This is a genomic window from Hyphobacterium indicum (assembly GCF_003129605.1).
Taxonomy (GTDB): Bacteria; Pseudomonadota; Alphaproteobacteria; order Caulobacterales; family Maricaulaceae; genus Hyphobacterium; species Hyphobacterium indicum.
Window position 1 is genome coordinate 448,253 of record NZ_QBDX01000002.1, and the last position, 26,418, is coordinate 474,670.

Consider the following 26,418-nt stretch of genomic DNA (forward strand, 5'->3'; position numbering starts at 1 on the left):
ATTGCCTGTAATCGTTTTCGAAAAATCACGCAAAGGCGTTGCGCTGTAGGCGCAATAAAGGCTTCAATGGGGCCAAGCCCGAAAACGGGCAAACAGACCGGGGAGAATGAGAAATGATGCTGAAGGGCGAAATGATGGATGCCCCCCTGATGATTTCAGGGATTTTGAAACATGCCGATAATTGTCATGGCGATCGCGAGATCGTCAGCCGCCTGCCGGAAGATCTGTCAACCCACCGCTATGGCTATTCCGATGCCCACAAGCGGACGCGCCAGCTCGCCAATGCGCTGATCAAGAAGCTGCATATCAAGGAATCCGACCGCGTTTCCACCATCGCCTGGAACACGCACCGGCATTTCGAACTGTATTATGGTGTCTCCGGCATCGGGGCGGTGATTCACACCGTCAATCCGCGCCTCGATCCGGCGCAGATCATCTGGATTCTCAACCACGCCCAGTCAAAAGCCGTCTTCTTCGACAAGACCTTCGCGCCGTTGATCGATGGCATCGCCAAGCACTGCAAGACCGTGAAGAACTGGGTGCTGATGGCCGATTCCGGTCATGTGAAGGACGTCCAGACAAAATGCCTCGCCTATGAAGACCTGATCGATGATCACAAGCCGGATTATGACTGGCCGGTCTTCGACGAATATGCCGCGGCAGGCCTGTGTTACACCTCCGGTACAACGGGCGATCCGAAGGGCGTGCTCTATTCCCACCGCTCAACCCTGCTGCACGCCATGGCCTGCATGTCCGCCGATGTGATCGGTGTCGGCGCGCGCGGCGTCATGCTGCCCGTGGTGCCGATGTTCCACGTCAATGCCTGGGGCATCCCCTACGCCTCCCCGATGGGCGGGGCCAAGCTGGTCATGCCGGGGCCGCGCCTCGACGGGGCCGGCCTGCATGAAATGATCGAGGAAGAGCAGGTCAATTATGTTGCGGGCGTGCCAACGGTCTGGCTCGGCCTGCTGCAATATCTGCGTGAAAACGACAAGCGCATCGATTCCGTCGAACGCGTCCTGATCGGCGGTTCCGCCCTGCCCGAAGCCCTGCTCCGCGCCTTCGAGGACAATTACGGCGTCACCATGCAGCAAGGATGGGGCATGACGGAAATGAGCCCGCTGGGCACCGTCAATGTGCCGCTCGCCAAGCATGCCGATCTCAGCCGTGACGAAATGGTCAAGCTGAAGCTGAAACAGGGCCGCCTCGTCTATGGCGTCGAAATGCGGATCGTCGATGATGAAGGCCGGGAATTGCCTTGGGATGGCAAATCCTCCGGCCATGTCCATGTCCGCGGGCCGTGGATTGCCTCCGGCTATTTCCGCGGCGCCGGCGCCGAAGCCTTCACCGACGATGGCTGGATGAAAACCGGCGATGTCGCCTATCTCGATTCCGACGGCTTCATGACCATTACCGACCGCTCCAAGGACGTCATCAAGACCGGCGGTGAGTGGATTTCCTCCATCGATCTGGAAAACGAGGCCATGGGCCATCCCGATGTCGCCATGGCGGCCGTCATCGGCAAGCACCACCCGAAATGGCAGGAGCGGCCCCTGCTCATTGTCCAGCTCCGCGAAGGCGCTGAACCGGATGCCGAGTCCATTCTGGAGTTTCTCCGCGGCAAGGTACCGAAATTGTGGGTGCCGGATGCAGTCGAATTCATTGACGAAATGCCTATTGGCGCGACCGGCAAAATCCTCAAGACGAAGCTGCGGGACATCTATCGGGATTACCAATTCCCGGGAACCGAAGGCATGGAGGGGTAGGTTTCAAAAGCGTCCTCGCGCTGCGTGCACGCTCGCTCTTTCTCCCCCTGCTTGCGGGGGGAGTGTCGCGCAGCGACGAGGGGGGCCTGCCCCCTCCACCACTTCGTGGTCCCCCTCCCCCGTGAACGGGGGAGGAAACCGCGATGGCACGGGACAGCACATCGCACAATCCCCCTCGCCGGCTCTTGCACTCCCGGCGAAACGGACTTACCTTCTTATCGAAATTCGATAAGGAGCAAGCCCGATGGAAATCGTCATTCCCGGCATCGTGTTATTTTTTATTCCCAGCCTGATTGCGCTGGCGCGCGGCCATCACAACACGTTCGCGATCTTCCTGACCAACTTCCTTCTGGGCTGGACCGTGATCGGCTGGATCATCGCCCTGATCTGGTCGACAACCGCCGGCGAACGCCGCGTCCGCACCTGATCACGCGATAAAATCGGAAATGTCGCTGAGTGACTTCTTGATCAGCGCATGTTCCGGCACGGTCGCCCCCTCTGCCGGATAACCCGCCACGATCAGCATGTAGGGCTTCTCGTCCTTTGGACGCCCGCACAGTTCTGACATGAAGGTCATCGGGTTCGGCGTGTGGGTCAGCGTCACCAGGCCGGACCGGTGCAATGCCGTCAGCAGCATGCCGCAGGCAATGCCCACGCTCTCATTGACATAATAATTCTTGCGGTTTTCACCCACGGTCACGCCGCCGCGGCGCTGCGCGAAGACGCAGATGATCCACGGCGCAATCTCGATATAGGGCTTGTGGTCATCGGTCCCCAAGGGCGCCAGCGCCTCCAGCCATTCCGCGCTCGCCTTGCTTTCATAGAAAGCCTTCTCCTCCGCCTCCGCCGCCTGACGCAATTTCGTCCGCAAGGGGCCTTTCCCGATCACGGTGAAGTGCCAGGGCTGGTGATTCGCGCCCGACGGCGCAGTGCCCGCGGCCAGTACCGCATGCTCTATAATCTCGCGTGGCACGTCCCGGTCAGAGAACTCCCGCACCGTCCGGCGCTTGCGGATGTCCTCATAGAACGCCTTCGCCTCGGCGGTCATGGCGTCGAGCGGCTTTTCGGTAAAGTCGAGGGGATGGCGGTTGGCTGTCACGGACGTCCCCAATTCAGCACCACCTTTCCGGACTGGCCGGACCGCATGGCGTCAAACCCGGCCTGGAAATCATCGACCGGCAAACGGTGTGTGATCACGCCGGATACATCGAGACCCGATTGCAGCATGGCCAGCATCTTATACCAGGTCTCGAACATCTCGCGGCCATAAACGCCTTTGACGGTGATCGCCTTCAGGACCAGCTTGCCGAAATCGACCTCGATCGGCTTTGACGGCAGGCCGAGCATGGCAATTTTTCCGCCCATTACCATTGTATCCAGCATCTGGCCGAAAGCCTGCGGCGCGCCCGACATTTCCAGCCCGACATCAAAGCCCTCGCGCATTTTCAGCGACGCCATCACGTCCTTCAGATCCTGCTGGCTCACATTCACCGGCGTCAGATGCGGCACGACTTTTTCCGCCAGCGCCAGCCGGTCCGGATTGATATCGGTCAGCACCACATGGCGCGCGCCGACATGGCGGGCAATCGCCGCAGCCATGATGCCGATCGGCCCCGCCCCGGTGACCAGAACATCCTCGCCAATCATGTCGAATTGCAGGGCCGTGTGCACCGCATTGCCCAGCGGATCGAGGATGGCCCCGATCTCGTCCGGCACATCATCGGGCAGCGGCACCACATTGAAGGCCGGCAGTTTCATGTATTCCGCAAATGCGCCGGGAATATTGACGCCAACACCCTTTGTATCCGGGTCGAGGTGGAATTTCCCGGCCCGCGCCGCGCGAGAGCTGGCGCCGACAACATGGCCCTCGCCCGACACGCGCTGGCCGACAGAGACGCGCGTCACGTCCGAGCCCACGGCCTCGATCACGCCGGAGTATTCATGGCCGACCACCATGGGCGTCGGCACATTTTTTTGCGCCCACTCATCCCAGTTATAGATGTGGATATCGGTGCCGCAGATCGCCGTTTTCCGGATCCTGATCAACACATCGTCCGGCCCGATTTCGGGCACGGCGGCATCCTCGATCATCCAGATTCCGGTTTCAGGTTTCGACTTGGCGAGGGCTTTCATTTTCGGGCTCCGTCCGGCGGAAAGACTGGACGAGGAAATAAACCGCCAGCACCGGAATGGCGAGGAAGAAAACTGCAATCGCCTGCGCCATGAATTCGATTGCGGGGCCGGTAGAGTTGATCAACGCGGCATAGAGGGTTGCAAGCACGGGAAGTAAGACCAGGCCGCCCAGAATTCGTTGCCTTGACGCAATCAGAAACAACGAAGCAAGGCCAATCATCAGGGCGATAAAGCTCCATTTGATCCAGGCATGCAAAGCAACCGAATGGGCAAGTGTATCAAGTGCCGCGTGCATGGCGACGGGATCGGAGAGGACCGCAGACAGGGCTCGGTCGATTGCAGCATTCTCGCGAAGATCGCTTTGGATGACCGAGGCGGTCAGAACCACCCATCCAATCAAAAGTGTGACGTGCAGCAGCGTTTGGCGTGAAAATCGCTTCATCACCATGATTATGATTGAGCCGAGAAAACTCGCCAGCAGCCCGCCATACGCATAGGGAAAATACTGGTCGATATATTGCACGACAAAGATATGCCGCCGCATATCCTCGTTTTCGAGTCCACGGACAAATTCCAGATCTTCGGCATCTCGCGGAAATTCCATCGCGAGGATGGGCGTCTCGAACCCGTTGGGTAGCGTGAATTGATCCGGCAAGGGCACGGACCGGATTTCCAGCGCCAGCCACACCGTCAGCCCGGCAAACACCAGCGTCAGAACCAGCAATCCCCGTTGAATCCAGATCATGAAAAGCCTCCCCGTCTGGCAAGGCTAGCCTGCCTCCGGCCGTATGAGAAGCCGGATGATAGGAGCGCGCGGCTAACAACGCCCACACCCTGTCATCCTCCGGCTTGACCTCCCCTGTCATCCTCCGGCTTGCCTGCCCTCGTGAAAACGGGGGACCGGAGGATCTCGATCAAATGCACCGCCCGCCGCCACGAGATGCTCCGGTCAAGCCGGAGCAAATCGCGGATTTGGGTTTTCAGGAACTAACCTTCAGCCGCACTGACCGGCGGGAAGATGCGCGCCAGCGGGCCTTCGCCCGGGATCGGCAGCAGGAGAAGACGGCGCACCGGATTCCAGGCCGCTCCCAGGAGGACCACAATCCCGCCCAGCGTCAGCAGCGTGATCGCCACCACGGCCGGAGCCTCCAGCCCGGAGCCATTGACGATGACGCCGATGGATATTCCGGCAGTCAGAAGACCGGACACGATCAGCGCCCGGCGGTTGATCAACAGCGAGACCAGCGCAAACAGCGCGATCACGGTCAGCGCCACCACGGCCAGCTGCATGGCATTACCGGTATCGGACCCCATCGCCGCCAGCAGATTCATCCGCTCCGGATTGACAAAATCGGCCTCCTCCAGCGTCCAGCCGATCTGAACGACATTCAGGACGGCTGTCAGCAGGATGGGCGCGGCAAAAAAGTGCAGCCAGAACGCCGTACCCGACAGGCGGGTCTGGCGCTGCGGATCGCGGGCATCAAAGATGATACCGGCCAGCAGAAGCGCGCCGCCGACCGCCACATTCACCGCAGGCGACCAGACGCCGACCGTATAGGGATCAATCGTGAACAGGGTCAGCGCGGCCAGCGTCGCCAGCCCGACTCCCAGCAATCCGCCGGCAAAGGGCAGACGAAAGCTGAAATAATACATCGCCACCGGGATCAGCGCGGCCAGCCCGATGGCCACCGGAAAGAGGCGCAGCGCCAACGGGATGTTGGCCAGAGCATAATCCACCGCTTCGCGGCCGAATTCCATGTCTTCCGGCGCATTGGCGAAGCGGCTTTCGAAATACGCCTCGTTGAGCCCCAGGCCCTGCGTCACCAGCTGTGTATAGGCCCAGACCAGCACAATCGTCACCGATACGCTGAAGGCCACGCACAATACGATGCCCGGTAAAATGCGGCGTTGCTGACCGACCAGAAGCGCGGACAGGAACCAGACGATCACGGCTATGCCGCCAATCATGCCCATCAAGGCCATCTGCCAGCGCAGACCGCCCTCTTCCAGGCCCAGCCCGGACATCACCTGCCCGGCCCCGATGCCGAGCCCGCCGAGCAGGATCAGCACGCCGATCGTGGTGAAAATGTCGTGGAAATTGTTCAGGAATGGCAGCATTTCGTCCGAAGGACGCGCATTGCTGACCGGTGGTGATTGGACAGACGGCGATTGCGCCGCCATTTCATTTGGTGTTTCAGACATCAAAACCTCCTCGGCAAAGCCCTTGCCGTCTTGATGCCCCCCGGCTGTAAAACAGATGCAAATTCGCTTCCCGGACGAAATCTGCTTCGCGATTGGTACCGGATTATGGCGATTGCGTCACGGTAAAAACTACTTCAAGCCCCAGTACCCTCTCGGCAATTCATCGACTGGCTTCATTACTCCTGAACGTCTCAGCTCATTTGCTGCCCAGCGCATGTCGTACTGCCATCTGAAAAATAGATCGCCTGAACTTTTTAATTCGCCCTCATGCCGCATCCATATTCGTTCAGCCACATCAATAAGTCGCGCCGAGCCACCCAAATCTCGCAACGCCTCAGCAACCCATTGTTTCAAATCATCTTTCGTCGCCATCAAATAACCCCCAACTCTTTGCCGACCTTCGTAAACGCCGCAATCGCCCGGTCGATCTGCTCCGACGTATGCGCCGCGCTCATCTGCGTGCGGATCCGCGCCTTGCCCTTGGGCACGACCGGATAGAAGAAGCCGATCACATAGACCCCCTCCTCCATCAGCCGGTTGGCCATTTTCTGGCTCAGCGCCGCATCGCCCAGCATCACCGGTATGATCGGGTGTTCGCCCGGCAGAAGGTCAAATCCGGCCGCGCTCATCCCGGTCCTGAACCGTTTGGCATTGTCAAAGAGCTGCGCCCGCAAATCATCGCCCTTGGCCACCATGTCCAGCGCCTTCAGCGAGGCACCGGCAATGGACGGCGCCAGTGAATTGGAGAACAGATAAGGCCGCGAGCGTTGACGCAGGAGGTCGATCACTTCCTTGCGCGCCGCGGTAAATCCGCCCATCGCCCCGCCCAGTGCCTTGCCCAGCGTGCCGGTGATGATGTCGACCCGGCCCATCACATCACAATGTTCCGGCGTGCCGCGTCCCTTGGCGCCCATGAAGCCGTGCGCATGGCAGTCATCGACCATGACCAGCGCGCCATACCTGTCCGCGAGATCACAGATATCCTTCAGTTTGGCGATATAGCCGTCCATGGAAAACACGCCGTCCGTGACGATCAGCTTGTGGCGCGCACCGGCGGCCTCAGCCGCTTTCAGCTGCGCTTCCAGATCGTCCATGTCGGAATTGGCATAACGGAAGCGCTTCGCCTTGCAGAGCCGCACCCCGTCAATGATGGAGGCATGGTTCAGCGCATCGGAAATGATCGCGTCTTCGGCTTCCAGCAGCGGTTCGAACACGCCGCCATTGGCATCAAAGGCCGCCGCATAGAGGATGGCATCCTCCTGGCCGGTGAAGTCCGCAATCGCCTTTTCCAGCTCGCGGTGCACCACCTGCGTGCCGCAGATGAAGCGCACCGACGCCACGCCGAATCCGTATGTGTCGAGCGCGTCCTTGGCCGCTGCGATCAGCTCCGGGCGGTTGGCCAGACCCAGATAATTATTGGCGCAGAAATTGATGACATGGTCCGTCGTGCCATTGCGCTTCACATCGATTTCGGAAAATTGCTGCGAGGCGATCACCCGCTCGCGCTTGAACAGCCCCTCGGCCTCGATTTCATTCAGCGTTTCCTGAAGGTGCGCAAAGAAGGCGTCGGACATGTCGGTCTCCATCTGGGTCTGCGCCAGACATAGCCGCAGGGCCGGTCCGGTTCAATCGTGCAGACACGCCGCAAACGCACCCGGATTCTGCCGGTTTTCCTTGGCAGTCCCGGTAAACTGGTTTTAGCTGCACACAGTATTTCGCCGGGAGGGATCAGGGCGCGTTATCCGCCTTGAATAATTGAATGGGCATGAAGCCAACGGATACCAGCGATCCGGAATATTTCCACAAAGTCGTCGATTGCCAGCATGCCTGCCCGGCCCATACGCCGGTGCCGGACTATATCCGGCTGATCGCGCAGGGCCGCTATACCGACGCCTATATGATGAACCGCCGGTCGAATGTCTTTCCGGGCATTCTGGGCCGCGTTTGCGACCGTCCCTGCGAACCGGCCTGCCGCCGCACCCGCGTCGAGGACGAGCCGGTGGCCATCTGCCGCCTGAAACGCGTCGCCGCGGATCACCGCGACGAGGTCAAACACCTCATGCCGGAGGTAATGCCCCCCAATGGCAAGAAAATCGCCCTGATCGGCGCCGGTCCGGCCTCGCTCACGGTCGCCAATGACCTCGCGCCACTGGGCTATGACTGCACCATCTTCGAAGCGCTGGAAAAGCCCGGCGGGCTGATGATCTCCAACATCCCCTCTTTCCGCCTGCCGGAGAAGGTTCTGGACGACGAGATCGGCTACATCCTCGACATGGGCGTCAAGCTGAAGACCGGACATCGCATCGACTCGATGAAAGCCATGCTGGAGGAAGGCTATGACGCCGTCTTCGTCGGGTCCGGCGCGCCCAAGGGCAAGGATCTGGACCTGCCCGGCCGCGAGGACGCCGCAGACAATATCCATATCGGCATTGAATGGCTGGAATCGGTCGCCTTCGATCATATCGAGGAGATCGGAAAGAAAGTCCTGATCATCGGCGTCGGCAATACCGCCATGGATTGCTGCCGAACCTCGCTGCGCCTCGGCGCGGACAGTGTGAAGGTCATGGCGCGCAAGCCGCGGCAATTCTTCAAGGCTTCACCCTGGGAGCTGAAAGACGCCGAGCACGAGAATATCGAGATCATCGTCAATCATTCGCCAAAGGCCTTCGTCACCGAAAACGGCAAGCTGACCGGGATGACGTTCGAGGTCATGGAGTATGATGTCGACGAGCGCGGCAAGATCACCGGCACGCGCAAGACCGGCGAAGTCACCCTGCCGTGCGATGATGTCATTCTGGCGATCGGTCAGGACAATGCCTTCCCCTGGATCGAGCGCGATATCGGCATGGAATTCGACAAGTGGGAAACCCCGGTTGTCGACAAGACCACGTTTGAATCCACCCGCAAGGGCGTCTTCTTCGGCGGCGATGCGGCTTTTGGTCCTTTGAACATCATCTGGGCCGTCGAGCATGGCCATCAGGCGGCGATTTCAATCCACAAGCATTGCATGGGCGAAGACGTGAATGACCGCCTGCCGCGCGGGGTCAATCTGGAAACCGCCAAGATGGGGCCGAATGAATGGTCCTATTCCAATGATTATGATCCCGATGCCCGCAGCGACATGCCGGAAGTCGATCTCGCCGAGCGTTTCAAGGAGCTCGATATCGAGGTCGAGCTCGGCTTCACGCCCGAGCAGATCAAGACCGAGGTCGAACGCTGCCTCAATTGCGATCTGCAGACCGTCTTTTCCGCCCCGGCCTGTACGGAATGTGATGCCTGTATCGATATCTGCCCGGTCAACTGCCTGACTATCACGGCAAATGGCGACGAGGCCGATCTGCGCACCCGCCTGTCCGCCCCGGCGAACAACACCGATCAGGCGCTCTATGTCTCCGAAGGTCTGCCCAACACCGCCCGGGTCATGGTCAAGGATGAAGACCTCTGCCTGCATTGCGGCCTGTGCGCCGAGCGCTGCCCGACAGCCGCCTGGGATATGCAGAAATCCACCATCTTCCTGCCGCATGCCGATGACGAGCTTGCCGCAAGTGTCAGCCGGAGAGCGGCCGAATGAACGTCCAGACTCAAACCCGTTCCGCCGGTTCAACGGCGGTGAAGATCAATGATTTTGTCATCAAGATCGGCAATGTGAACGGCACCGGATCGGCCAGCGCCAACGGCCTGTTGATGAAGTCCATCTTCCGCATGGGCGTGCCGGTGGTCGGCAAGAATATGTTCCCGTCAAACATCCAGGGCCTGCCCACCTGGTATGAGATCCGCGTCTCGAAGGATGGCTGGACGGCACGGTCCGGGGATGTCGACCTGATGGTCGCCATGAATCTGGAAAGCTATGAGCAGGACCTCAAGGCCGTCTCGCCCGGCGGGGCCTTGCTGTATGACTCCACATGGCCGCGCCCGAAACTGCATGGCCGCGAGGACATCACTGTCATCGGTGTGCCGCTGGCAAAGATGACGAACAGCGAATTTGCCAATGCGCGCACCCGCGTGCTGATGAAGAATATGGCCTATGTCGGTGCCGTGGCGGCCCTGACCGGCATTGATATGGCCGTCATCCAGTCACTGGTGGAAGACACGTTCAAGGCCAAGCCCAAGCTGATCGAGCCCAATATGAATGCGCTCATGCTCGGCCATGATTATATCACGCAGAATTACGAGGCCCTGCCCCTGCGGGTGGAGCCGATGGACGAGACAAAGGACTGCATCCTGATCGAGGGCAATGACGCGGCCGCGTTGGGCTGTGTCTATGCCGGCGCGACATTCGGTGCCTGGTATCCGATCACACCCTCCACCTCGCTGATGGACGGATTTAAGAACCACTGCCAGAAGCTGCGGGTCGATCCGGAATCCGGCAAGAATAATTACTGCATCATCCAGGCCGAGGACGAGCTGTCCGCCATCGGCATGGTGATCGGGGCCAACTGGAATGGCGCCCGATCCTTCACGCCAACCTCGGGGCCCGGCATCTCTCTGATGAGCGAATTCATCGGCTTTGCCTATTATGCCGAAGTGCCCGCCGTCATCTTCGACATCCAGCGCGTCGGCCCGTCGACCGGCATGCCGACACGGACCCAGCAGGGCGACATCCTGCTCGCCGCCTATGCCAGCCATGGCGACACCAAGCATATCGTGCTTTTCCCGGCCGACCCGAAGGAATGTTTCGAATTGTCCGTGGATGCTTTTGACGCCGCCGAACGCTATCAGACCCCGGTCTTCGTGCTCTCCGATCTCGATATCGGCATGAATGAGTGGATGGTGCCGCGCTTTGAATGGGATGACAGCCGTCAGCCCGATCGCGGCAAGGTCCTGCATGCCGATGACCTTGAGAAGATCGAGAAATTCTACCGCTATTTCGACCATGATGGCGATGGAATTCCCTATCGCACCATTCCCGGCGAACACCCGAAAGGGGCCTATTTCACGCGCGGTTCCGGCCATAACAAATTTGGCGGATACACAGAAGATTCAGCTGCTTATCAGGAAGTTCTCGACCGGATTCTGCAGAAATGGAAGAAGGCCGCCGACCATCTGCCCGGCCCGGTGATCCAGAAGGCGGCAGAACCGACACGGCGGGCCATCCTCACCGTAGGCGGTTGCGATGCGGCGGTGCGTGAAGCCATTGCCCGCATGGCGCTCGAGGGGCTGCATTTCAATTATCTGCGCGTGAAAGCCTTCCCCTTCCATTCCGGTATCGAAGCCTTCATCGCCGAACACGACACGGTTTTCGTCGTTGAACAGAATCGCGACGGGCAGCTGCGCCAGCTCCTTATCAACGAGACCGCAGCCGAGAAGAAACAGCTCGTTTCCATTCTCGATTATTCCGGCATGCCGGCCGATACCGGCCTGATTGCCCGTATGATTACCAGCCATTGCCAGGCGGAGGGCTAGACCATGACCTCGATCAAGAAGCCGCTCGTCGACAAGCATCTGCGCAAGAACCGGCACGGGCTGACCCAGCGTGATTATGAAGGGGTCGCCTCGACCCTTTGCGCCGGCTGCGGGCATGATTCCATCACAGCCGCTTTCGTGCGCGCCTTCCACGAGCTCGACCTGGAACCGCACCGCGCCGCCAAGGTCTCGGGTATTGGCTGTTCCTCCAAGACCACCGCCTATTTCCTCGGCCAGTCCAGCGGCATCAATACCGTGCATGGACGCATGCCCTCGGTGGCGACCGGGGCCGCAGCGGTGAATCCGGACCTGCATTATATCGGCGTCTCGGGCGACGGGGATTCCCTCTCCATCGGGCTGGGCCAGTTTGCGCACGCCATCCGCCGCAATCTCAACATGCTCTATGTGATCGAGAACAACGGCGTCTATGGCCTCACAAAGGGGCAGTTCTCGGCCTCGGCCGATATCGGCACTCGCGCCAAATATGGCGAAGTCAATGAACAGACCCCGATAGATCCGGTGCGCCTCGCCCTCACCCTCGGGGCCACTTTCGTGGCGCGCAGCTTTTCCGGCGACAAGGAACAGCTTGTGCCGCTGATCAAGGCTGGCCTCATGCATCGCGGTTTTGCCGTCATCGACGTGGTCAGCCCCTGCGTCACCTTCAACGATCATGCCGGCTCGACCAAATCCTACGCCCACACCTACAAATACTATCACCCGGTCATCCACGCCGATTTCGTGCCGGAGGAAAAGGAAATCACTGCGGATTATGCCGACGGCGAAGCCATCACCATCCCCATGCACAATGGCGGCGATGTGATCCTGCGCAAGACCGACACCAGCCATGATCCGCGCGACCGCGATGCGGCCTTCGACCTCCTGAAAAATCTCGAAGGCTCCGAAATCCCGACCGGCCTCATCTATATCGATGAAAGCCGTCCGGAGATGGGCGAGATGAATCATCTGCCGGACACGCCGCTCAACGCGATCAATCATTCAAAGCTCTGCCCGGGTTCGGCGACGCTCAAGCAGCTGATGGACGGGTATGCATAAGCCGCTCGATTTGAGCCACCTCAGCATGAAATAAGCAACACACCCGTCATCACCCGGATGACCTCAGTCATTTCATCCTGATTTTAATCGTCATTCCTGCGAAGGCAGGAACCCAGTTGAATCTGTTCAACCGGCACGCCCCGCGCCAACCAGCCGCCGGCATCCACGCTGCGCAGATTGCGGGCATGGATATCGCGACCGTCCGTCGCTCTGGGTCCCTGCTTTCGGAGGGATGACGGTGTTTTTGGCCGCAACTTATCCCCGCCCGCTCATCTCCCCCTATAATGCGCCGCACCTCATCCTGTGAGAGGCGGTCTGCAGGTCGTCTGTATATCGGGGGATGAGGGGAATGCCTCGAGTGAGCCGGACTAACGATCCGGTTCATGAAAGAGCGGCTGCGGGTGCGACGCGTCCTGAAAGGGAAGCGGGCGGACATCGCCTTGCAGGATTGAAGGGTGGAAAGGTCCATCGTCAGGCCCTCCTGGCTTGGCCAACGAAACGGTGGAAACCGGTTGCCCGGTTGGGGAAAGCCCATGCAATCCGGCGGGTAGGACGAAATACCGGTGTGCCTGAAAGACGGTCCGGCAGTTGTAAGACATTCCGCGCGGGAGGCCTGGCAGGCCACCCACATACACATCCATAGACGGCTTGCGAGTTCCTCCCGCGCCCTCTCTCATCCTCAAAGCCTCGCGGCGCTGACCGGCGGGGATGTTCGGCATGGCAGATGCGGATCCGGTGTCCTCCCCACATTCCCTCCCACCTCATCCTGAGGTGCTCGCGACAGCGAGCCTCGAAGGAGCATTCAAGCCTGCTGCGTGGTTCGAGGCTTCTCTGCGAGAAGCGCCTCACCATGAGGTGAGTTTGTGTTTTCCTCCCCCGTTTACGGGGGAGGTGGTTCGAACGCAGTGAGAAACGGAGGGGGCGGGATGACACGCGCCCTTCGCCCCCTCACCCTCGAAACCGGATCAGACCGACGGCAGATCCAGCCCCTGCTCGCGCGCGCAATCCTTCGCAATCTCATATCCGGCATCGGCATGGCGCATGACGCCGGTGGCCGGGTCATTCCAGAGGACGCGCGCAATGCGTTTCGCCGCTTCCGGCGTGCCGTCACAGCAGATCACCTGACCGGAATGCAGGGAATAGCCCATGCCGACCCCGCCGCCATGATGCAGCGACACCCAGGTCGCGCCCGACGCGGTGTTGAGCAACGCATTGAGGAGCGGCCAGTCGGCGACCGCGTCCGAGCCATCCATCATCGCCTCGGTCTCGCGATTGGGAGACGCCACGGAACCGGAATCGAGATGATCCCGGCCGATCACGACCGGAGCCGAGAGCTCGCCTGACGCCACCATCTCGTTAAAGGCCAGGCCGAGCTTGTCACGCTGGCCCAGACCGACCCAGCAGATACGCGCCGGCAGACCCTGGAAAGCGATGCGTTCCCGTGCCATGTCCAGCCAGTTGTGGAGATGCGGATCGTCCGGGATCAGCTCCTTCACCTTCGCATCGGTCTTGTAGATATCTTCCGGGTCGCCCGACAGCGCCGCCCAGCGGAACGGGCCCACCCCGCGGCAGAAGAGCGGCCGGATATAGGCCGGTACGAAACCGGGGAAGTCGAAGGCGTTTTCAACCCCCACATCCTTGGCCATCTGGCGGATATTATTGCCATAATCGAACACCGGAATGCCCGCCGCGTGAAAGGCCAGCATGGCTTTGACCTGCTCGGCTATCGACGCCTTGGCGGCCTTCGAGACCGCGTCGGGGTCGCTCTCCCGTTTTTCAAACCATTGCTCCAGCGTCCAGCCGGCGGGCAGATAGCCATTCACCGGATCATGCGCGCTGGTCTGGTCGGTCACGGCATCGGGCCGGATGCCGCGCTTCACCAGTTCCGGAAAAATCTCGGCGGCATTCCCCAGAAGCCCCACGGAGACCGCCCGGCCCGCCTTGTGTGCGGTCTCTATGATCGCCAGCGCCTCATCCAGCGTATCGGCGCGTTCATCCAGATAGCGGGTGCGCAGGCGCATTTCGATTCGCGAGGGCTGGCATTCCACCGCCAGCATGGAGGCTCCGGCCATGGTCGCCGCCAACGGCTGGGCCCCGCCCATGCCGCCCAGCCCGCCGGTCAGGATCCACTTGCCTTTCAGCTCGCCACCAAAATGCTGGCGCCCCATTTCGGCAAACGTCTCATACGTGCCCTGAACGATGCCCTGGCTGCCGATATAGATCCATGATCCGGCCGTCATCTGGCCGTACATCATGAGGCCCTTCTTATCGAGTTCGCGGAAATGATCCCAGGTCGCCCAGGCCGGCACCAGGTTGGAATTGGCGATCAGAACCCGTGGCGCATCGGCATGGGTCTTGAACACACCGACCGGCTTTCCGGACTGAACCAGCAGGGTTTCATCCGCCTCCATGCGCTTCAGCGTCGCCACAATGCGATCAAAACTCTCCCAGTCGCGCGCCGCCCGGCCGATCCCGCCATAGACGACCAGCTCTTCCGGCTTCTCCGCGACATCGGGATCAAGATTATTCATCAGCATCCGCAAGGGTGCTTCGGTCAGCCAGGATTTCGCGTCCAGCTCGGGGCCGGTCCTGGCGCGGATGGTGCGGGCATTATCGAGGCGGGTTGACGTCATCACTCATGCTCCCAGTGCAGATGGTCGGCGGCCTCGAGCGCCGCGCTCAGAATATCTTTCAGAAGCGGCTGCAGCTTCGCCGCCCGCTCCTCGTCATATCGGATTGCGGCCTCGTCCATATAGGCGCGCTGCGCCAGCTCCATCTGCAAGGCATGGAGATTATGGCGCGGCAGCCCGAAAGTGCGCGTGATCCAGCCCCCCTTGAAGCGGCCATTGGCGACGGTCTCGTAATCGTCCTGGTCCAGCATCACCTGCATCACCGCGCGGGCGATGGAGGGATCACAGGTTTCGCCATCATTGGTGCCCAGATTGAGCACGGGCAGCTCACCCTCGAACAGGCGCGGCACAGTCGAGGCAATGGAATGGGCATCATAGAGCACGGCATAGCCATGCAGTGCCCGGATGCGGGCAATCTGCTCGCTCAATTCCTGGTGATAGGGGTCGAAATAGTCCTGGCGGCGGCGTTCGATCTCGGCCGCATCCGGCGCATCGCCTTCATAGACTGGTGAGCCATCAAACAATTCGGTGGGCACCAGCCCGGTGGTCGCCTGCCCCGGATAAAGCGATTGCCCGGACGGATCCCGATTGAGATCGATCACCATGCGCGACACATTCGCCTTCAGCATGGTCGCGTCCATGTCCGAAGCAAAAGAATAGAGCCGGTCCACAAACCAGTCCGTGTCCGGCAATTTGCGCGCCGCCGGCGTCATCCGCGCCAGAATGTCATCCGGCACATGAATTCCGGCATGCGGGATATTGATGATCAGCGGGCTTTGCCCGGCGCGCAGGTCAAACAGCCCGGCCATCACGCCACTCCCGGAAGATCGCCGATATCCGCCAGAATCCCCTGCCCGATCATTTCGGTGGCCCGGGCGATATCCGGCGCGAAGAAACGGTCATCATCGAGTTTCGGAATCTCGGCGCGCAGCCGGGCCTTGGCGGTCTCCAGAAGCGCAGTCGAGAACAGCGGTGCATGAAAATCCATGCCCTGTGCCGCCGTCAGCCATTCCAGCGCGATGATGGCATCGAGATTGGCGGTCATGTCCATCAGGCGCCGCGCCCCATGTGCGGCCATGGAGACATGATCTTCCTGATTGGCCGAGGTCGGGATGGAATCGACACTGCAGGGCGTGGCGCGCTGCTTGTTTTCGCTGACCAGCGCGGCGGCCGTAACCTGCGGGATCATGAAGCCGGAATTGAGACCCGGCGCGGGCGACAGGAAGGCCGGCAGGCCGGACAGGTTGGGATCGACCAGCATCGCCTGCCGCCGTTCGGACATCGACCCGATCTCGCAAATCGCCAACGCAATCATGTCGGCAGCAAACGCCACGGGCTCGGCATGAAAATTGCCGCCCGAGATCGCATCGGGACCGTCTGGGAAAATCAGCGGATTGTCGGTCACGGCATTGGCTTCGGTCGACAAGGTCGCCGCCGCCTGCCGCAACACACCCAGCGCCGCGCCCATCACTTGCGGCTGACAGCGCAGGCAATACGGGTCCTGGACCTTCGAACAGTCTGCATGAGCGGCATTGATTCCGCTGCCTTCCAGAAGTTCGCGATAGGCCGCCGCCGCATCAATCTGGCCCTGATGCCCCCGGCAATCATGAATGCGGGCATCGAAGGGCGAGAGCGACCCCATGGCGGCTTCAACGCTCATCGCACCGGCTACCAGAGCCGAACGGAAAGCCTGCTCGGCATCGAATAGGCCGGCCAGGGCAAAGGCGGTGGAAAACTGGGTCCCGTTAAGCAGGGCCAGGCCTTCCTTCGGGCCCAGCTCCAGCGGAGCCAGCCCCAGGCGCGCCAGCCCATCGGCGGCCGTCATGATCTCATCGCCGATCTGGACATCGCCGACGCCGATCAGCGCCGCTGCGAGTTGCGACAGGGGCGCAAGATCGCCGGACGCCCCCACCGATCCCTGACACGGGATGACGGGCGTCACACCGCCCTCCAGCAGCGCTTCAAGCGTCTCGATGATCACCCACCGCACGCCCGACACGCCACGGCCAAGCGACGACATCTTCAACGCCATCATAAGGCGGACGATTTTCGCCGGCATGGGCGCGCCGACACCTGCGGCATGGGACAGCACCAGGCGCTTTTGCAGCTCGGCCAGTTCTTCATTGGCGATGCGGCTCTGCGCCAGCTTTCCAAACCCGGTATTGACGCCATACACGGCCCGGCCAGAGGCCAGCAGGTCCTGAACCGCCTTTGTACCGCGCTCCACATCGCCCTTGCAGCCACGATCCAGAACCACACCCTCGCCGCGATAGATCGCGCGCCAGTCAGAAAGCGCCATCGCGCCCGGCCGCAGCGTCACCGTCATCCCCAGTCTCCGGAAAGAATACGCCCATGAAGCGGGCGCGCGCCGATCCATTGGATCAATTGCGCCAGATTGTCGACATCCCAGACAGCCAGATCGCATCTCTTGCCAACTTCTATCGTGCCGATCTCGTTTTGCAGGCCGAGCGCGCGGGCCCCTTCCCGCGTAATCCCGGCGATCGCCTCCTCGACCGTCAGGCCGAACAGTGTGCAGCCCATATTGGCGATGGTGAGCAGCGAGAGCACGGGCGAAGAGCCCGGATTGGCATCGGTCGCCAATGCCATGGGCACACCGGCCTTGCGGAGCGCCTCGATTGGCGGCTTTTGCGTTTCCCCGAGCATGTAATACGCACCGGGAAGGATCACCGCGACCGTTCCGGCCTTTGACATATCCACGATGCCGGATTCGCTCGTATACTCCAGATGGTCTGCGCTCAGGGCACCGAATTCAGCGGCCAACGACGCACCGCCACTATCGCTGAACTGATCCGCATGCAGCTTGATTTGCAGTCCGGCCTCCCGGGCCGCCGAGAAGACACGCCGTGTTTGTTCCGGGGTAAAGGCGATTCTTTCGCAATAGGCATCAACGGCATCCGCCAGCCCCTCCCGGGCCGCCTCATGAATCAATGGAAGGCACACCTCGTCGATATAATCATCCGCGCGGCCGGAATATTCCGGCGGGATGGCATGCGCTGCCAGCAGCGTCGACTGGACCCGCAAACCGGTGACCAGACCCAGGCTGCGAATGGCCTTGAGCATGTTAAGCTCAGACTTGAAGTTAAGACCATAACCCGTTTTTATTTCTACAGTTCCAAGCCCTTCCTGAATCAATGCATCCAGACGGGGAAGTGTCGCCGCCGCAAGATCAGCCGCACTCGAATGGCGCACGGCCTCGACCGTCGCGGCAATGCCGCCACCGGATTTCGCGATGGCCTCATAGCTTTCTCCATTGAGCCGGCGCTCGAATTCTCCCGAGCGGTCACCCGCAAAAACGAGATGGGTATGACAATCGACCAGTGCCGGCGTCACCCAGCGCCCTTCCAGATCGGTGGTATCATCACAATCGGGTGCATCAGCCGTCGGACCGACCCAGACAATGCGGCCGTCACGCACCGCAATCGCGCCCGCTTCAAGCGCTCCATAAGGCGCTGCGCCGGCCATTGTGGCCAGCCTAGCATTGGTGAAGGTGCGATCAACGCGCATGCGCTCTCCCAAATCAGCACGGAATCCCTACAGTATGTGATGTCATGTCAGAGGATAACCCGCATGCGCAAGCTTCAAGCGAAGTCAGCCCTTCTTCCGGATGGCTGGGCCCGCAATGTCCGGATCGAGATCGGCGCCGATGGCCGGCTGGCAAGCATCACGCCGGAAAGCCCGCTGGAGGCGGCGGTTGAGACGTTTGCAACACTGCTGCCCGCCCCGTCAAATCTGCACAGCCATGCCTTTCAGCGTGCCCTCGCCGGCCTGACAGAAACACGCGGACCGGGTGATGATGATTTCTGGAGCTGGCGCGAACGCATGTATGATTTCCTGCCACGCCTGACGCCGGAAGATGTGGAAATCATCGCGGCCCAGCTTTATGCCGAGCTGGCCGAAAGCGGGTTTGCCGCTGTCGCCGAGTTTCATTATCTGCATCATCAGGCCGATGGTACCGCTTATGCGGATATAGCCGAAATGGCGGGGCGGATCTCCGCAGCCGCCGGACAAGCCGGGCTCGGCCTGACCCTCCTGCCCGTCGCCTATGCCCGCAGCGGTTTTGGCGGCGCCCCGACGCATTCCGGCCAGATCCGGTTTTCAAATTCAGCCGAAGACTATCTGGCACTGTGGGAGGCCAGCCGCGCCTGTCTTCACCGGGCCGATGATCAACTGGGCATGGCCCCGCATTCGCTGCGCGCGGTCACGCCGGAAGATCTTTCCACAATCCTTGCAGCCGGGCATGACGGCCCCACCCACATCCATGCCGCTGAACAGGTCAGGGAAGTCGAGGATTGCCTGGCCTGGTCCGGCCAGCGCCCCGTAGAATGGCTGCTGAACCATCATGATATCAACGAACGCTGGTGCCTGATCCATGCCACCCAGATGACCGGAACCGAGACCGCCGCCCTGGCACAAACAGGGGCGGTGGCGGGGCTTTGCCCGACGACGGAGGCGGATCTGGGCGATGGCATTTTCAATGGACGCCAATGGCATGCAGACGGCGGCAAATGGGGCATTGGCACCGATTCCCATATCGGCAGGGATATCGCCGTGGAATTGCGGCAACTGGAATGGAGCCAGCGGCTGCTTTACAAGCAGCGCACCGTTCTGGCCGATCCGATGCAATCCAACGGCAACGCCCTCTACACCGGCGTCCTGCAGGGCGGAGCACAGGCACTGGGGCGCAAATCAGGAAAGCTCGAAGCCGGCTATTGGGCAGACATGCTGGCCCCGGACACCGAACATCCGGTATTGGCCGGCAGATCAGAAGATGCCTTGCTGGACAGCTGGATATTCACAGGGTCGCGCGACTGTATCTCCGATGTCTGGTCCGCCGGGCGTCATATCGTGAAAGACGGTCAACACATTGCGCGGGCGGAAATTGCCGGGCGATACTCCGCGGTCATGAAGCGCTTGCTGGCCTAGCGGTGTCGCGCCTGAAGGGTCGATATGACGTCTGCCAGCGTCAGGCCACGTGCCCGCAACAGCACCATCAGGTGAAAGACCAGATCGGCCGCCTCCCCCTTTAACGCCGTCTCGTCCTCGGCCACGGCCGCCAGCGCCACTTCCACGCCTTCCTCGCCGACTTTCTGGGCCATTTTCGTCAACCCCTCCGCCATGAGCCGGGCGACATAACTTTCCTCAGGGTCCGCCGCAGAACGCTGATCGATGACCTGCTCCAGAGTCGCCAGAAAACCCGCCACAGGAGGCCCATCGTTTGCAAAACAGCTTGCTGTTCCGGTGTGGCAAACAGGACCGGCCGGGAGCGCCTTGACCAGCACGGTGTCGTGGTCGCAATCGATTGACAATGACACCAAGGTCAGCGTATTTCCGCTTGTTTCACCCTTCTTCCATAGTCGTTTTTTACTTCTGCTATAAAAGGTTACGTGATTATCCTTGAGTGTTTTATTCAAGGCCTCGTCATTCATATAACCCAGCATGAGAACCTGCCCGGTTCCGGCATGCTGGACGATCGCAGGGACAAGACCGCCGCCCTTTTCAAAATCAATGTCGTCTGAAGCCATCATGGCCGGACCTCTATGGATTGCTGCGCCAGCCAGGCCTTGAGTTCACCGATTCCGATGACCTGTTTGTGGAAAACACTGGCGGCCAGCGCCCCGTCCACATCGGCCTGCCGGAAGACTTCGGAAAAGTGCGCCATCGCCCCGGCCCCGCCGGAGGCAATCAGCGGCACGCGGCAGACCGCTCGCGCAGCCGTCAGCTGCTTGATGTCATACCCCTCGCGCACCCCATCCTGATCCATGCAGTTCAGCACGATCTCGCCTGCCCCGCGTTCAATGGCCTCTTCTATCCAGTCCAGTGTCGCGCGGGTTTCCGTGCGGGTTTTGCCGGGATCGCCAGTATTGGAGTGAACCCGCCATTCCCCGCCAACCTCGCGGCTGTCAATGCCAACGACGATGCATTGCCGGCCGAATTCGTCAGCGAGACGATTGATCATATCCGGATCGGCCAGTGCCGGTGAATTGACAGATATCTTGTCGGCTCCGGCAAACAGCCGGGCCCGGGCATCATCGACGCTGCGGATGCCGCCGGCCACGCAGAAGGGGATATCGATCGCACGTGCCACACGTTTCACCCATTCCGGCTCGACCGAGCGGGATTCCGGGCTGGCAGAGATATCATAGAAGACCAGCTCGTCCGCACCCTCACCCGCATAGCGGGCCGCAAGCGAGACGATATCGCCGACATCCTCATGATTGCGGAACCGGACGCCTTTGACCACGCGGCCATCCCTGACGTCCAGACAGGGGATTATCCGCTTTGCAAGCATGAAAGCGCCTCCCCGAGCGTAAAGCGATTTTCAAACAGGGCTTTGCCGACAATCGCGCCGGCAGCGCCGGCCGCTTTCAATGCCGTCAGATCGCTGAGCGACGCCACACCGCCCGAGGCCTGCCAGGCAATGTCCGGCCACAGCTCACAAAGATCGCGATAAAGTCCGGCATTCGGCCCCTGCAAGGCCCCGTCGCGATCAACATCCGTCACCAGAGCATGACGCAGACCCGATTGGGCATAGCGCTCCAGGAGTGCTGCCAGCGGCTCATCGCCTTTCCGTGTCCACCCGGCCACCAAGGGCCAGATCGTGCCCGCTTCGATCCGCACGTCAAAAGCAGCCACAATCCGCTCCGCACCGAATTCCGAGATCCAGCCGGAAACCGTCTTCGGCGCCTGGACAGCAAGGCTGCCGACAATGACCCGCTCGGCCCCCGCCTTGAGAATGGATGCGATTTCCTCTCGCGAGCGTATTCCGCCCCCCACCTGCAGGCGCAGCCCGGTATTGGAAAGGGACTGGATTGTTTCCGATTGCCGCCGCGCGCCATCCCGGGCGCCCGACAGGTCCACGACGTGCAGATATTCCGCGCCCTGGGCCAGATAGGCCGCCGCGACTGCTGCCGGATCACTGCCATAATCGGTGACGGCGTCGAAATCGCCCTTGTGGAGACGTACAACACGGCCATCGAGAAGGTCTATCGCGGGATAAAGCTTCATGCGCCAAACTCCAGGAAGTTGTTCAGAATACGCGCCCCGGTTTTTCCCGAGCGCTCGGGATGAAACTGACAGCCCATCACATTCCCGCGCCGGACCATCGCCGAAAACCGTGCACCATGCGTGCTGGACGCCACGGTATGCTGTGTCACGGGCACCGCATAACTGTGCACAAAATAGGCGTGCTCGCCGTCTTCAATACCGGTCAACATCGGATCTTGACCTATTTCGAAATGTATCCGGTTCCAGCCCATATGCGGCAATCGCCCGCCGTCAAACGCCGTCATCGCCATGACATTTCCGGGTAACAGGCCGAGACACTCAACCCCGCCTTCCTCAGAGGCCTCGAAGAGCAATTGCATGCCCAGGCATATTCCCAGCAACGGCCGGGGCTCGGCCACCAGCGCCTCATCCCAACCCGCGGCTCGCAGATTTTCCATCGCCGGACGGGCCGACCCGACGCCGGGCAGAATCAGGCGGTCCGCTCCCGAAGCCTCTGCCGGCCGTTCCGCCAGGATGTGGGGCACGCCCAGACGGTCCAGAGCGGTCTGGACCGAGAAGATGTTGGCACAGCCGGTGTGGATGATCGCAACGGTCACAGCACGCCCTTGGTGGACGGGATGGCATCGCCCTCCACTTTCACCGCCTGCCGCAGAGCCCGGCCAAAGGCCTTGAAACAGGCTTCGATCATGTGGTGGGCATTCTCCCCCTCGACCGAGACATGAATGGCCGCTTTCAGACTGTCGGCGATGGAACGGAAGACATGCGATGTCATTTCCACCGGAAATTCACCGACCCGCTCGCCCGGAATCGCGCCGTCAAATTTTGAAAAAGGCCGCCCGGACAGATCAATCCAGACCCCGGCCCGGGTTTCATCCATGGGCAGTTCGAAGCCGAACCGACCAATCCCGCGGCGATCTCCCAGCGCCGACGCCAGTGCCTCGCCGAAAGCCAGTGCCACATCCTCGATGGTGTGGTGGGCATCGATCCCGGTATCGCCTTCGCAAGCCACTTCCAGCGCGAAGCCGCCATGCTTGGCGATCTGCTCCAGCATGTGATCATAATATTCAACACCGGTCGCAATGCGGACCGGGCCGGACTGATCCAGGTTCAGCGACACAAGAATATCTGTTTCCTTGGTGGTGCGCCGGACACTCGCAGCACGCAGCGAAGGGACGGCCAGCCGGTCCGCCAATGCCCGTGCTTCTTCAACGCTCAGGACGCGGAATTGTCCGCTGTCGGGTAGATCCAGCCCGATGCCGGCGAGCCGCGCCCGGGCCGCCACTTCATCTGCCCAGGTCAGGGATATCTGGTCGCCGTCTGCGCGCGCTGATTCTATCTCATCCCACGCCCCGAACTCCCAAATCACTACCTTAATATTTTCTCCTATTTCACTGTTTTCTTTTTCCTTTGATGCTATTGATACGGGCAAAAGCGCAGTCAGTCCGGCCTCCACCAGCCCGTCGCTCAACAGCGCCTCCCAACGGGAGACATCCGGGTTGGGCGATGCCAGTCTGACCGCCGTGATCGGTGCCTCCACCGGACCCAGTTGTTCAATGTCCGCGCCGTCAATGCCAATCAGATCCACCGCGTCCGGGCTTGGCAGGAACACCACGCCAGACGGCGCGCATCCCGCCCGTGCCGAATAACGCCGGCGCAGCATTTCGAGGCGCGATCTCCGCGCCAGCCCGACCCGTTCAAATGACAAAAGATCGCTATTCATCACCGCCTCCCGTGCGGCGCAGGCGCATCGCCGTGGCGTGTGCGTCCAGCCCTTCCAGCGCCGCAAGCCGTTCCACAACGGGTGCAATGCCTGCCGCGCCGCTGCGGCTAGCTTCGATCAGTGTCGTGGTCCGCTGGAAGGCTTCGACCGTGACGCCGCTATAGGCACGGCCCGCCCCGCCCGTGGGCAGGGTGTGGTTCAGCCCGGCGGCATAATCGCCCATCGATTCCGGTGTCCATGCGCCCAGGAAGATCGACCCGGCGGTGGTGATATCGCGCGCCAGTTCACCCGGCGCGTCGGTCTGAAGGATCAGATGCTCCGGACACGCCCGTTCGGCGATGGCCATGGCCTCGCGCCGGTCGCCCGCTTCGATCATCACGCCCTGCGACAGCGCCTGCTCGGCTATCGCCTTTCGCGGCAGCGCACTCAGCTGGCGCGCCAGCTCGGCCTCGATCGCGGAAATATCCGCACCGATGGAGACGAGGCAGACCTGCGCCATCGGATCGTGCTCGGCCTGTGCCAGAAGGTCCGCCGCGACAAAGTCCGGACGCGCGCCGGCATCGGCAATCACCATGACTTCACTGGGCCCGGCTGGAAGATCAATCGCCGGTCCGCCCGGCAAGGTGCTGACATGGGATTTCGCCGCCGCCACCCAGGCATTGCCCGGCCCGAAAATCTTGGCGACACGCGGCAATCCCGCCGCGCCGAAGGCCAGCGCGGCAATCGCCTGTGCCCCGCCAATGGCAAAGATATCCGTAAGGCCCAGAAGGCTCGCCGCGGCGAGCACGGACGCATTCACCCTGCCATCCGATCCCGGCGGCACGGTGACGGCAATCTCCGGCACACCGGCGATCTGCGCTGGCACGGCCAGCATGATCAGCGTCGAGACGAGCGGTGCAGAGCCCGCGGGCACATACAGCCCCACCGACCGGATCGCATCGACGCGGCGGCGGCAGGTCACGCCCGGCCAGGTCTCGATCTCATAGCCGCCCAGTCCTTGCTTGGCATGAAAGGCGCGCACGGCGGCAATCGCGGCCTCCATCGCGGCGATATCCTCCGGATCAGCCGCCGCCCGCGCGGCATCAATGTCGGCGGACGAAACACGGAAGCTCTCGCCGGAAAACCCGTCCAGACGGCGCGCATATTCAAACACGGCCCTGTCGCCCTCGCGGCGGATGGCCTCGACAATCTCGATGGCGGCGGCGCGCGCCGTATCCGACTCCGGCGAGGCCGAAAACAAAGCTGTGCGGGCGCCATCGCCCAGATCTTTCCAAATGACCCGTTTCATCACGCCATCATCTTTTCGATCGGCAGCACCAGAATGGCCCGCGCACCGGCGCCGCGCAGCTTCTCCAGCGTCTCCCAGAACACCCGCTCGCGGCAGACGGCATGGACGGCCACCACATCATCGCGATCCGCGATCTGCGCGATGGTGGGCGCGTCAGAGCCCGGCAGGAGCGCCTTGATCTCGGCCAGCCGGTCCTTCGGCGCATTGAGCAGGATATATTTCGTCTGCGCCGACGCGATCACGCCCTCCGCCCGCTCGATCAGCGTATGGGCCACACCGTCGACATCTTGATTGCGGCCGGTCGTGCGCCGGACCAGCACGGCCTGGCTTTCCAGCACGGTTTCGAACGCCGCCAGTCCGTTGGCTTCCAGCGTCGCGCCGGACGAAACCAGATCGCAGATCGCATCGGCAATGCCCATGCGCGGAGCGACCTCGACCGAGCCGCGCATCTCCACGATTTCCGCCTCAATGCCCCGTTCGACAAGATATTTTCGCGTCAACCCGGGATAAGACGTTGCCACGCTGCGCCCGGCGAGATCCGCGACCGACCCGATTGCGCCGCCCTTGGGCGCGGCCAGCTTCAGCGTACAGCCCGCAAAGCCCAGCGGCAGGGCCACTTCCAGATTGGCATAGCGGCTTGAGCGCGCCTGCATTTCATAGAGCACATTCTCGCCGACAATGCCGTAATCGCACGCCCCGCCCGCGACAAAGCTGGGGATGTCGTCATCGCGCACCAGCATCAGGTCCAGCGGCAGGTTCTCGGCCCGGCGGTGCAATTGATCACGCCCATAGGCAAATCGCACACCGGCGCGTTTCAACAAATCCATACCGCCTTCGGAAAGGCGGCCCTTGGATTGAACGGCAAGCTTCAGGCGGGCATCAGACATCGGTTTTCTGTTTCATCCTGTCGAGCACAAGGCGATAACCCTGCGCGGCTTCCTGGGAGAGAAAGCGCGCCACACGGGTCACAGTGGCCGTCGACGCGCCGGTTTTTTCGGAAATCTGCCGGTAGGTGAGTTCATTTTCATCAAGCAGGCGCGCCACCCGCCAGCGCTCGGCCAGGGTGGTCAATTCGCCCGGCGTGCACAGATCGGTCAGGAACCGCTCCATCTCGCCCGAATCCTTCAAAGACAGCAGCGCCTCGATCAGCTTGCTGCGCTCTTCCGGACCGTCATTTCGAACAGGTTTTCTCATGGC

At 61.4% G+C, this 26,418-nt stretch carries 24 protein-coding genes; 6 read left to right on the forward strand and 18 right to left on the reverse strand.

Annotated elements, in window-relative coordinates; all coding sequences use genetic code 11:
- The first annotated feature begins 113 nt into the window (after positions 1-113).
- Together DBR16_RS06540 and DBR16_RS06545 are read left to right on the forward strand one after the other, a co-directional pair.
- Complete coding sequence (locus DBR16_RS06540) at positions 114-1,766, forward strand: long-chain-fatty-acid--CoA ligase (protein ID WP_109260440.1); 1,653 nt, start codon at positions 114-116, stop codon at positions 1,764-1,766.
- 244 nt (positions 1,767-2,010) lie between these two features.
- A complete protein-coding gene (locus DBR16_RS06545) occupies positions 2,011-2,193 on the forward strand; it encodes a superinfection immunity protein (protein WP_109260441.1) in 183 nt (60 codons plus the stop codon).
- On the opposite strand, the gene DBR16_RS06550 is transcribed toward DBR16_RS06545, so the two are convergent.
- The 6 genes from DBR16_RS06550 to DBR16_RS06575 all read right to left on the reverse strand — a co-directional run bounded on the left by DBR16_RS06550 (position 2,194) and on the right by DBR16_RS06575 (position 7,675).
- Complete coding sequence (locus DBR16_RS06550; RefSeq protein ID WP_109260571.1) at positions 2,194-2,814, reverse strand: nitroreductase family protein; 621 nt, start codon at positions 2,812-2,814, stop codon at positions 2,194-2,196. It abuts the gene before it with no gap.
- Positions 2,815-2,861: 47 nt separating this feature from the next.
- The gene (gene tdh, locus DBR16_RS06555; RefSeq protein ID WP_109260442.1) at positions 2,862-3,899 is read right to left on the reverse strand and encodes an L-threonine 3-dehydrogenase; all 1,038 of its coding nucleotides are present in this window, start codon (positions 3,897-3,899) and stop codon (positions 2,862-2,864) included.
- A complete protein-coding gene (locus DBR16_RS06560) occupies positions 3,871-4,644 on the reverse strand; it encodes a hypothetical protein (protein ID WP_109260443.1) in 774 nt (257 codons plus the stop codon). The genes tdh and DBR16_RS06560 overlap by 29 nt, the downstream gene beginning before the upstream one ends.
- 242 nt (positions 4,645-4,886) lie before the next feature.
- On the reverse strand, positions 4,887-6,101 hold the full coding sequence (locus tag DBR16_RS06565; RefSeq protein ID WP_109260444.1) for a hypothetical protein: 1,215 nt from the start codon (positions 6,099-6,101) through the stop codon (positions 4,887-4,889).
- Positions 6,102-6,230: 129 nt separating this feature from the next.
- Positions 6,231-6,473, reverse strand: a complete 243-nt coding sequence (locus tag DBR16_RS06570) for a hypothetical protein (RefSeq protein ID WP_109260445.1) — start codon at positions 6,471-6,473, stop codon at positions 6,231-6,233.
- On the reverse strand, positions 6,473-7,675 hold the full coding sequence (locus DBR16_RS06575) for a glycine C-acetyltransferase (RefSeq protein ID WP_109260572.1): 1,203 nt from the start codon (positions 7,673-7,675) through the stop codon (positions 6,473-6,475). The genes DBR16_RS06570 and DBR16_RS06575 overlap by 1 nt, the downstream gene beginning before the upstream one ends.
- A gap of 191 nt (positions 7,676-7,866) precedes the next feature.
- Here DBR16_RS06575 and DBR16_RS06580 point away from each other — a divergent pair, with 191 nt between their 5' ends.
- From DBR16_RS06580 to DBR16_RS06590, 3 genes are read left to right on the forward strand one after another with little or no spacing between them, the layout of a single operon-like run.
- Positions 7,867-9,672: an FAD-dependent oxidoreductase gene (locus tag DBR16_RS06580; protein ID WP_109260573.1), complete on the forward strand. Its 1,806-nt coding sequence runs from the start codon at positions 7,867-7,869 to the stop codon at positions 9,670-9,672.
- On the forward strand, positions 9,669-11,504 hold the full coding sequence (locus DBR16_RS06585) for a 2-oxoacid:acceptor oxidoreductase subunit alpha (RefSeq protein WP_109260446.1): 1,836 nt from the start codon (positions 9,669-9,671) through the stop codon (positions 11,502-11,504). The genes DBR16_RS06580 and DBR16_RS06585 overlap by 4 nt, the downstream gene beginning before the upstream one ends.
- A 3-nt stretch (positions 11,505-11,507) precedes the next feature.
- On the forward strand, positions 11,508-12,557 hold the full coding sequence (locus DBR16_RS06590) for a 2-oxoacid:ferredoxin oxidoreductase subunit beta (RefSeq protein ID WP_109260447.1): 1,050 nt from the start codon (positions 11,508-11,510) through the stop codon (positions 12,555-12,557).
- 965 nt (positions 12,558-13,522) lie between these two features.
- On the opposite strand, the gene hutU is transcribed toward DBR16_RS06590, so the two are convergent.
- The 4 genes from hutU to hutI are packed head-to-tail and all read right to left on the reverse strand — an operon-like array spanning position 13,523 to position 18,712.
- Positions 13,523-15,190, reverse strand: a complete 1,668-nt coding sequence (gene hutU / locus DBR16_RS06595; protein WP_109260448.1) for a urocanate hydratase — start codon at positions 15,188-15,190, stop codon at positions 13,523-13,525.
- On the reverse strand, positions 15,190-15,996 hold the full coding sequence (gene hutG, locus DBR16_RS06600; protein ID WP_109260449.1) for an N-formylglutamate deformylase: 807 nt from the start codon (positions 15,994-15,996) through the stop codon (positions 15,190-15,192). Before hutG ends, hutU begins: the two co-directional genes overlap by 1 nt.
- Positions 15,996-17,513: a histidine ammonia-lyase gene (gene hutH / locus DBR16_RS06605; RefSeq protein ID WP_109260450.1), complete on the reverse strand. Its 1,518-nt coding sequence runs from the start codon at positions 17,511-17,513 to the stop codon at positions 15,996-15,998. The genes hutG and hutH overlap by 1 nt, the downstream gene beginning before the upstream one ends.
- A complete protein-coding gene (gene hutI, locus DBR16_RS06610) occupies positions 17,510-18,712 on the reverse strand; it encodes an imidazolonepropionase (protein ID WP_109260451.1) in 1,203 nt (400 codons plus the stop codon). Before hutI ends, hutH begins: the two co-directional genes overlap by 4 nt.
- A gap of 63 nt (positions 18,713-18,775) precedes the next feature.
- Here hutI and DBR16_RS06615 point away from each other — a divergent pair, with 63 nt between their 5' ends.
- Entirely contained in the window at positions 18,776-20,131 is a 1,356-nt protein-coding gene (locus DBR16_RS06615) for a formimidoylglutamate deiminase (RefSeq protein ID WP_109260452.1), read from the forward strand.
- On the opposite strand, the gene hisIE is transcribed toward DBR16_RS06615, so the two are convergent.
- From hisIE to DBR16_RS06655, 8 genes are read right to left on the reverse strand one after another with little or no spacing between them, the layout of a single operon-like run.
- Positions 20,128-20,733, reverse strand: coding sequence for a bifunctional phosphoribosyl-AMP cyclohydrolase/phosphoribosyl-ATP diphosphatase HisIE (gene hisIE, locus DBR16_RS06620; protein WP_109260453.1), 606 nt, complete (start codon positions 20,731-20,733; stop codon positions 20,128-20,130). The genes DBR16_RS06615 and hisIE overlap by 4 nt on opposite strands.
- A complete protein-coding gene (hisF, locus tag DBR16_RS06625) occupies positions 20,730-21,497 on the reverse strand; it encodes an imidazole glycerol phosphate synthase subunit HisF (protein WP_109260454.1) in 768 nt (255 codons plus the stop codon). The genes hisIE and hisF overlap by 4 nt, the downstream gene beginning before the upstream one ends.
- Positions 21,479-22,213: a 1-(5-phosphoribosyl)-5-[(5-phosphoribosylamino)methylideneamino]imidazole-4-carboxamide isomerase gene (gene hisA / locus DBR16_RS06630; protein ID WP_109260455.1), complete on the reverse strand. Its 735-nt coding sequence runs from the start codon at positions 22,211-22,213 to the stop codon at positions 21,479-21,481. The genes hisF and hisA overlap by 19 nt, the downstream gene beginning before the upstream one ends.
- On the reverse strand, positions 22,210-22,809 hold the full coding sequence (gene hisH / locus DBR16_RS06635; protein WP_109260456.1) for an imidazole glycerol phosphate synthase subunit HisH: 600 nt from the start codon (positions 22,807-22,809) through the stop codon (positions 22,210-22,212). Before hisH ends, hisA begins: the two co-directional genes overlap by 4 nt.
- Positions 22,806-23,933 (reverse strand): imidazoleglycerol-phosphate dehydratase HisB, encoded by a 1,128-nt coding sequence (hisB, locus tag DBR16_RS06640; protein WP_233347641.1) that lies wholly within the window; start codon positions 23,931-23,933, stop codon positions 22,806-22,808. The genes hisH and hisB overlap by 4 nt, the downstream gene beginning before the upstream one ends.
- On the reverse strand, positions 23,926-25,221 hold the full coding sequence (gene hisD, locus DBR16_RS06645; RefSeq protein WP_109260457.1) for a histidinol dehydrogenase: 1,296 nt from the start codon (positions 25,219-25,221) through the stop codon (positions 23,926-23,928). Before hisD ends, hisB begins: the two co-directional genes overlap by 8 nt.
- A complete protein-coding gene (gene hisG, locus DBR16_RS06650) occupies positions 25,221-26,108 on the reverse strand; it encodes an ATP phosphoribosyltransferase (RefSeq protein WP_109260458.1) in 888 nt (295 codons plus the stop codon). The genes hisD and hisG overlap by 1 nt, the downstream gene beginning before the upstream one ends.
- Positions 26,101-26,415: a YerC/YecD family TrpR-related protein gene (locus DBR16_RS06655; RefSeq protein ID WP_109260459.1), complete on the reverse strand. Its 315-nt coding sequence runs from the start codon at positions 26,413-26,415 to the stop codon at positions 26,101-26,103. Before DBR16_RS06655 ends, hisG begins: the two co-directional genes overlap by 8 nt.
- Positions 26,416-26,418: the final 3 nt, after the last annotated feature.

What these genes read in the sequence shown, in the direction of transcription:
- DBR16_RS06585 (WP_109260446.1), top strand. Translation starts at nt 9,669, where the DNA reads ATGAACGTCCAGACTCAAACCCGTTCCGCCGGTTCAACGGCGGTGAAG.
- DBR16_RS06570 (WP_109260445.1), bottom strand. Translation starts at nt 6,473, where the DNA reads ATGGCGACGAAAGATGATTTGAAACAATGGGTTGCTGAGGCGTTGCGA.
- DBR16_RS06655 (WP_109260459.1), bottom strand. Translation starts at nt 26,415, where the DNA reads ATGAGAAAACCTGTTCGAAATGACGGTCCGGAAGAGCGCAGCAAGCTG.
- hutH (WP_109260450.1), bottom strand. Translation starts at nt 17,513, where the DNA reads ATGACGGTGACGCTGCGGCCGGGCGCGATGGCGCTTTCTGACTGGCGC.
- DBR16_RS06545 (WP_109260441.1), top strand. Translation starts at nt 2,011, where the DNA reads ATGGAAATCGTCATTCCCGGCATCGTGTTATTTTTTATTCCCAGCCTG.
- DBR16_RS06615 (WP_109260452.1), top strand. Translation starts at nt 18,776, where the DNA reads ATGCGCAAGCTTCAAGCGAAGTCAGCCCTTCTTCCGGATGGCTGGGCC.
- DBR16_RS06590 (WP_109260447.1), top strand. Translation starts at nt 11,508, where the DNA reads ATGACCTCGATCAAGAAGCCGCTCGTCGACAAGCATCTGCGCAAGAAC.
- DBR16_RS06575 (WP_109260572.1), bottom strand. Translation starts at nt 7,675, where the DNA reads ATGTCCGACGCCTTCTTTGCGCACCTTCAGGAAACGCTGAATGAAATC.
- hisD (WP_109260457.1), bottom strand. Translation starts at nt 25,221, where the DNA reads ATGAAACGGGTCATTTGGAAAGATCTGGGCGATGGCGCCCGCACAGCT.
- tdh (WP_109260442.1), bottom strand. Translation starts at nt 3,899, where the DNA reads ATGAAAGCCCTCGCCAAGTCGAAACCTGAAACCGGAATCTGGATGATC.
- hisA (WP_109260455.1), bottom strand. Translation starts at nt 22,213, where the DNA reads ATGAAGCTTTATCCCGCGATAGACCTTCTCGATGGCCGTGTTGTACGT.
- DBR16_RS06550 (WP_109260571.1), bottom strand. Translation starts at nt 2,814, where the DNA reads ATGACCGCCGAGGCGAAGGCGTTCTATGAGGACATCCGCAAGCGCCGG.
- DBR16_RS06565 (WP_109260444.1), bottom strand. Translation starts at nt 6,101, where the DNA reads ATGTCTGAAACACCAAATGAAATGGCGGCGCAATCGCCGTCTGTCCAA.
- hisIE (WP_109260453.1), bottom strand. Translation starts at nt 20,733, where the DNA reads ATGATGGCTTCAGACGACATTGATTTTGAAAAGGGCGGCGGTCTTGTC.
- hutU (WP_109260448.1), bottom strand. Translation starts at nt 15,190, where the DNA reads ATGACGTCAACCCGCCTCGATAATGCCCGCACCATCCGCGCCAGGACC.
- DBR16_RS06580 (WP_109260573.1), top strand. Translation starts at nt 7,867, where the DNA reads ATGAAGCCAACGGATACCAGCGATCCGGAATATTTCCACAAAGTCGTC.
- hutI (WP_109260451.1), bottom strand. Translation starts at nt 18,712, where the DNA reads ATGCGCGTTGATCGCACCTTCACCAATGCTAGGCTGGCCACAATGGCC.
- hisB (WP_233347641.1), bottom strand. Translation starts at nt 23,933, where the DNA reads ATGAATAGCGATCTTTTGTCATTTGAACGGGTCGGGCTGGCGCGGAGA.
- DBR16_RS06560 (WP_109260443.1), bottom strand. Translation starts at nt 4,644, where the DNA reads ATGATCTGGATTCAACGGGGATTGCTGGTTCTGACGCTGGTGTTTGCC.
- DBR16_RS06540 (WP_109260440.1), top strand. Translation starts at nt 114, where the DNA reads ATGATGCTGAAGGGCGAAATGATGGATGCCCCCCTGATGATTTCAGGG.
- hisG (WP_109260458.1), bottom strand. Translation starts at nt 26,108, where the DNA reads ATGTCTGATGCCCGCCTGAAGCTTGCCGTTCAATCCAAGGGCCGCCTT.
- hisF (WP_109260454.1), bottom strand. Translation starts at nt 21,497, where the DNA reads ATGCTTGCAAAGCGGATAATCCCCTGTCTGGACGTCAGGGATGGCCGC.
- hutG (WP_109260449.1), bottom strand. Translation starts at nt 15,996, where the DNA reads ATGGCCGGGCTGTTTGACCTGCGCGCCGGGCAAAGCCCGCTGATCATC.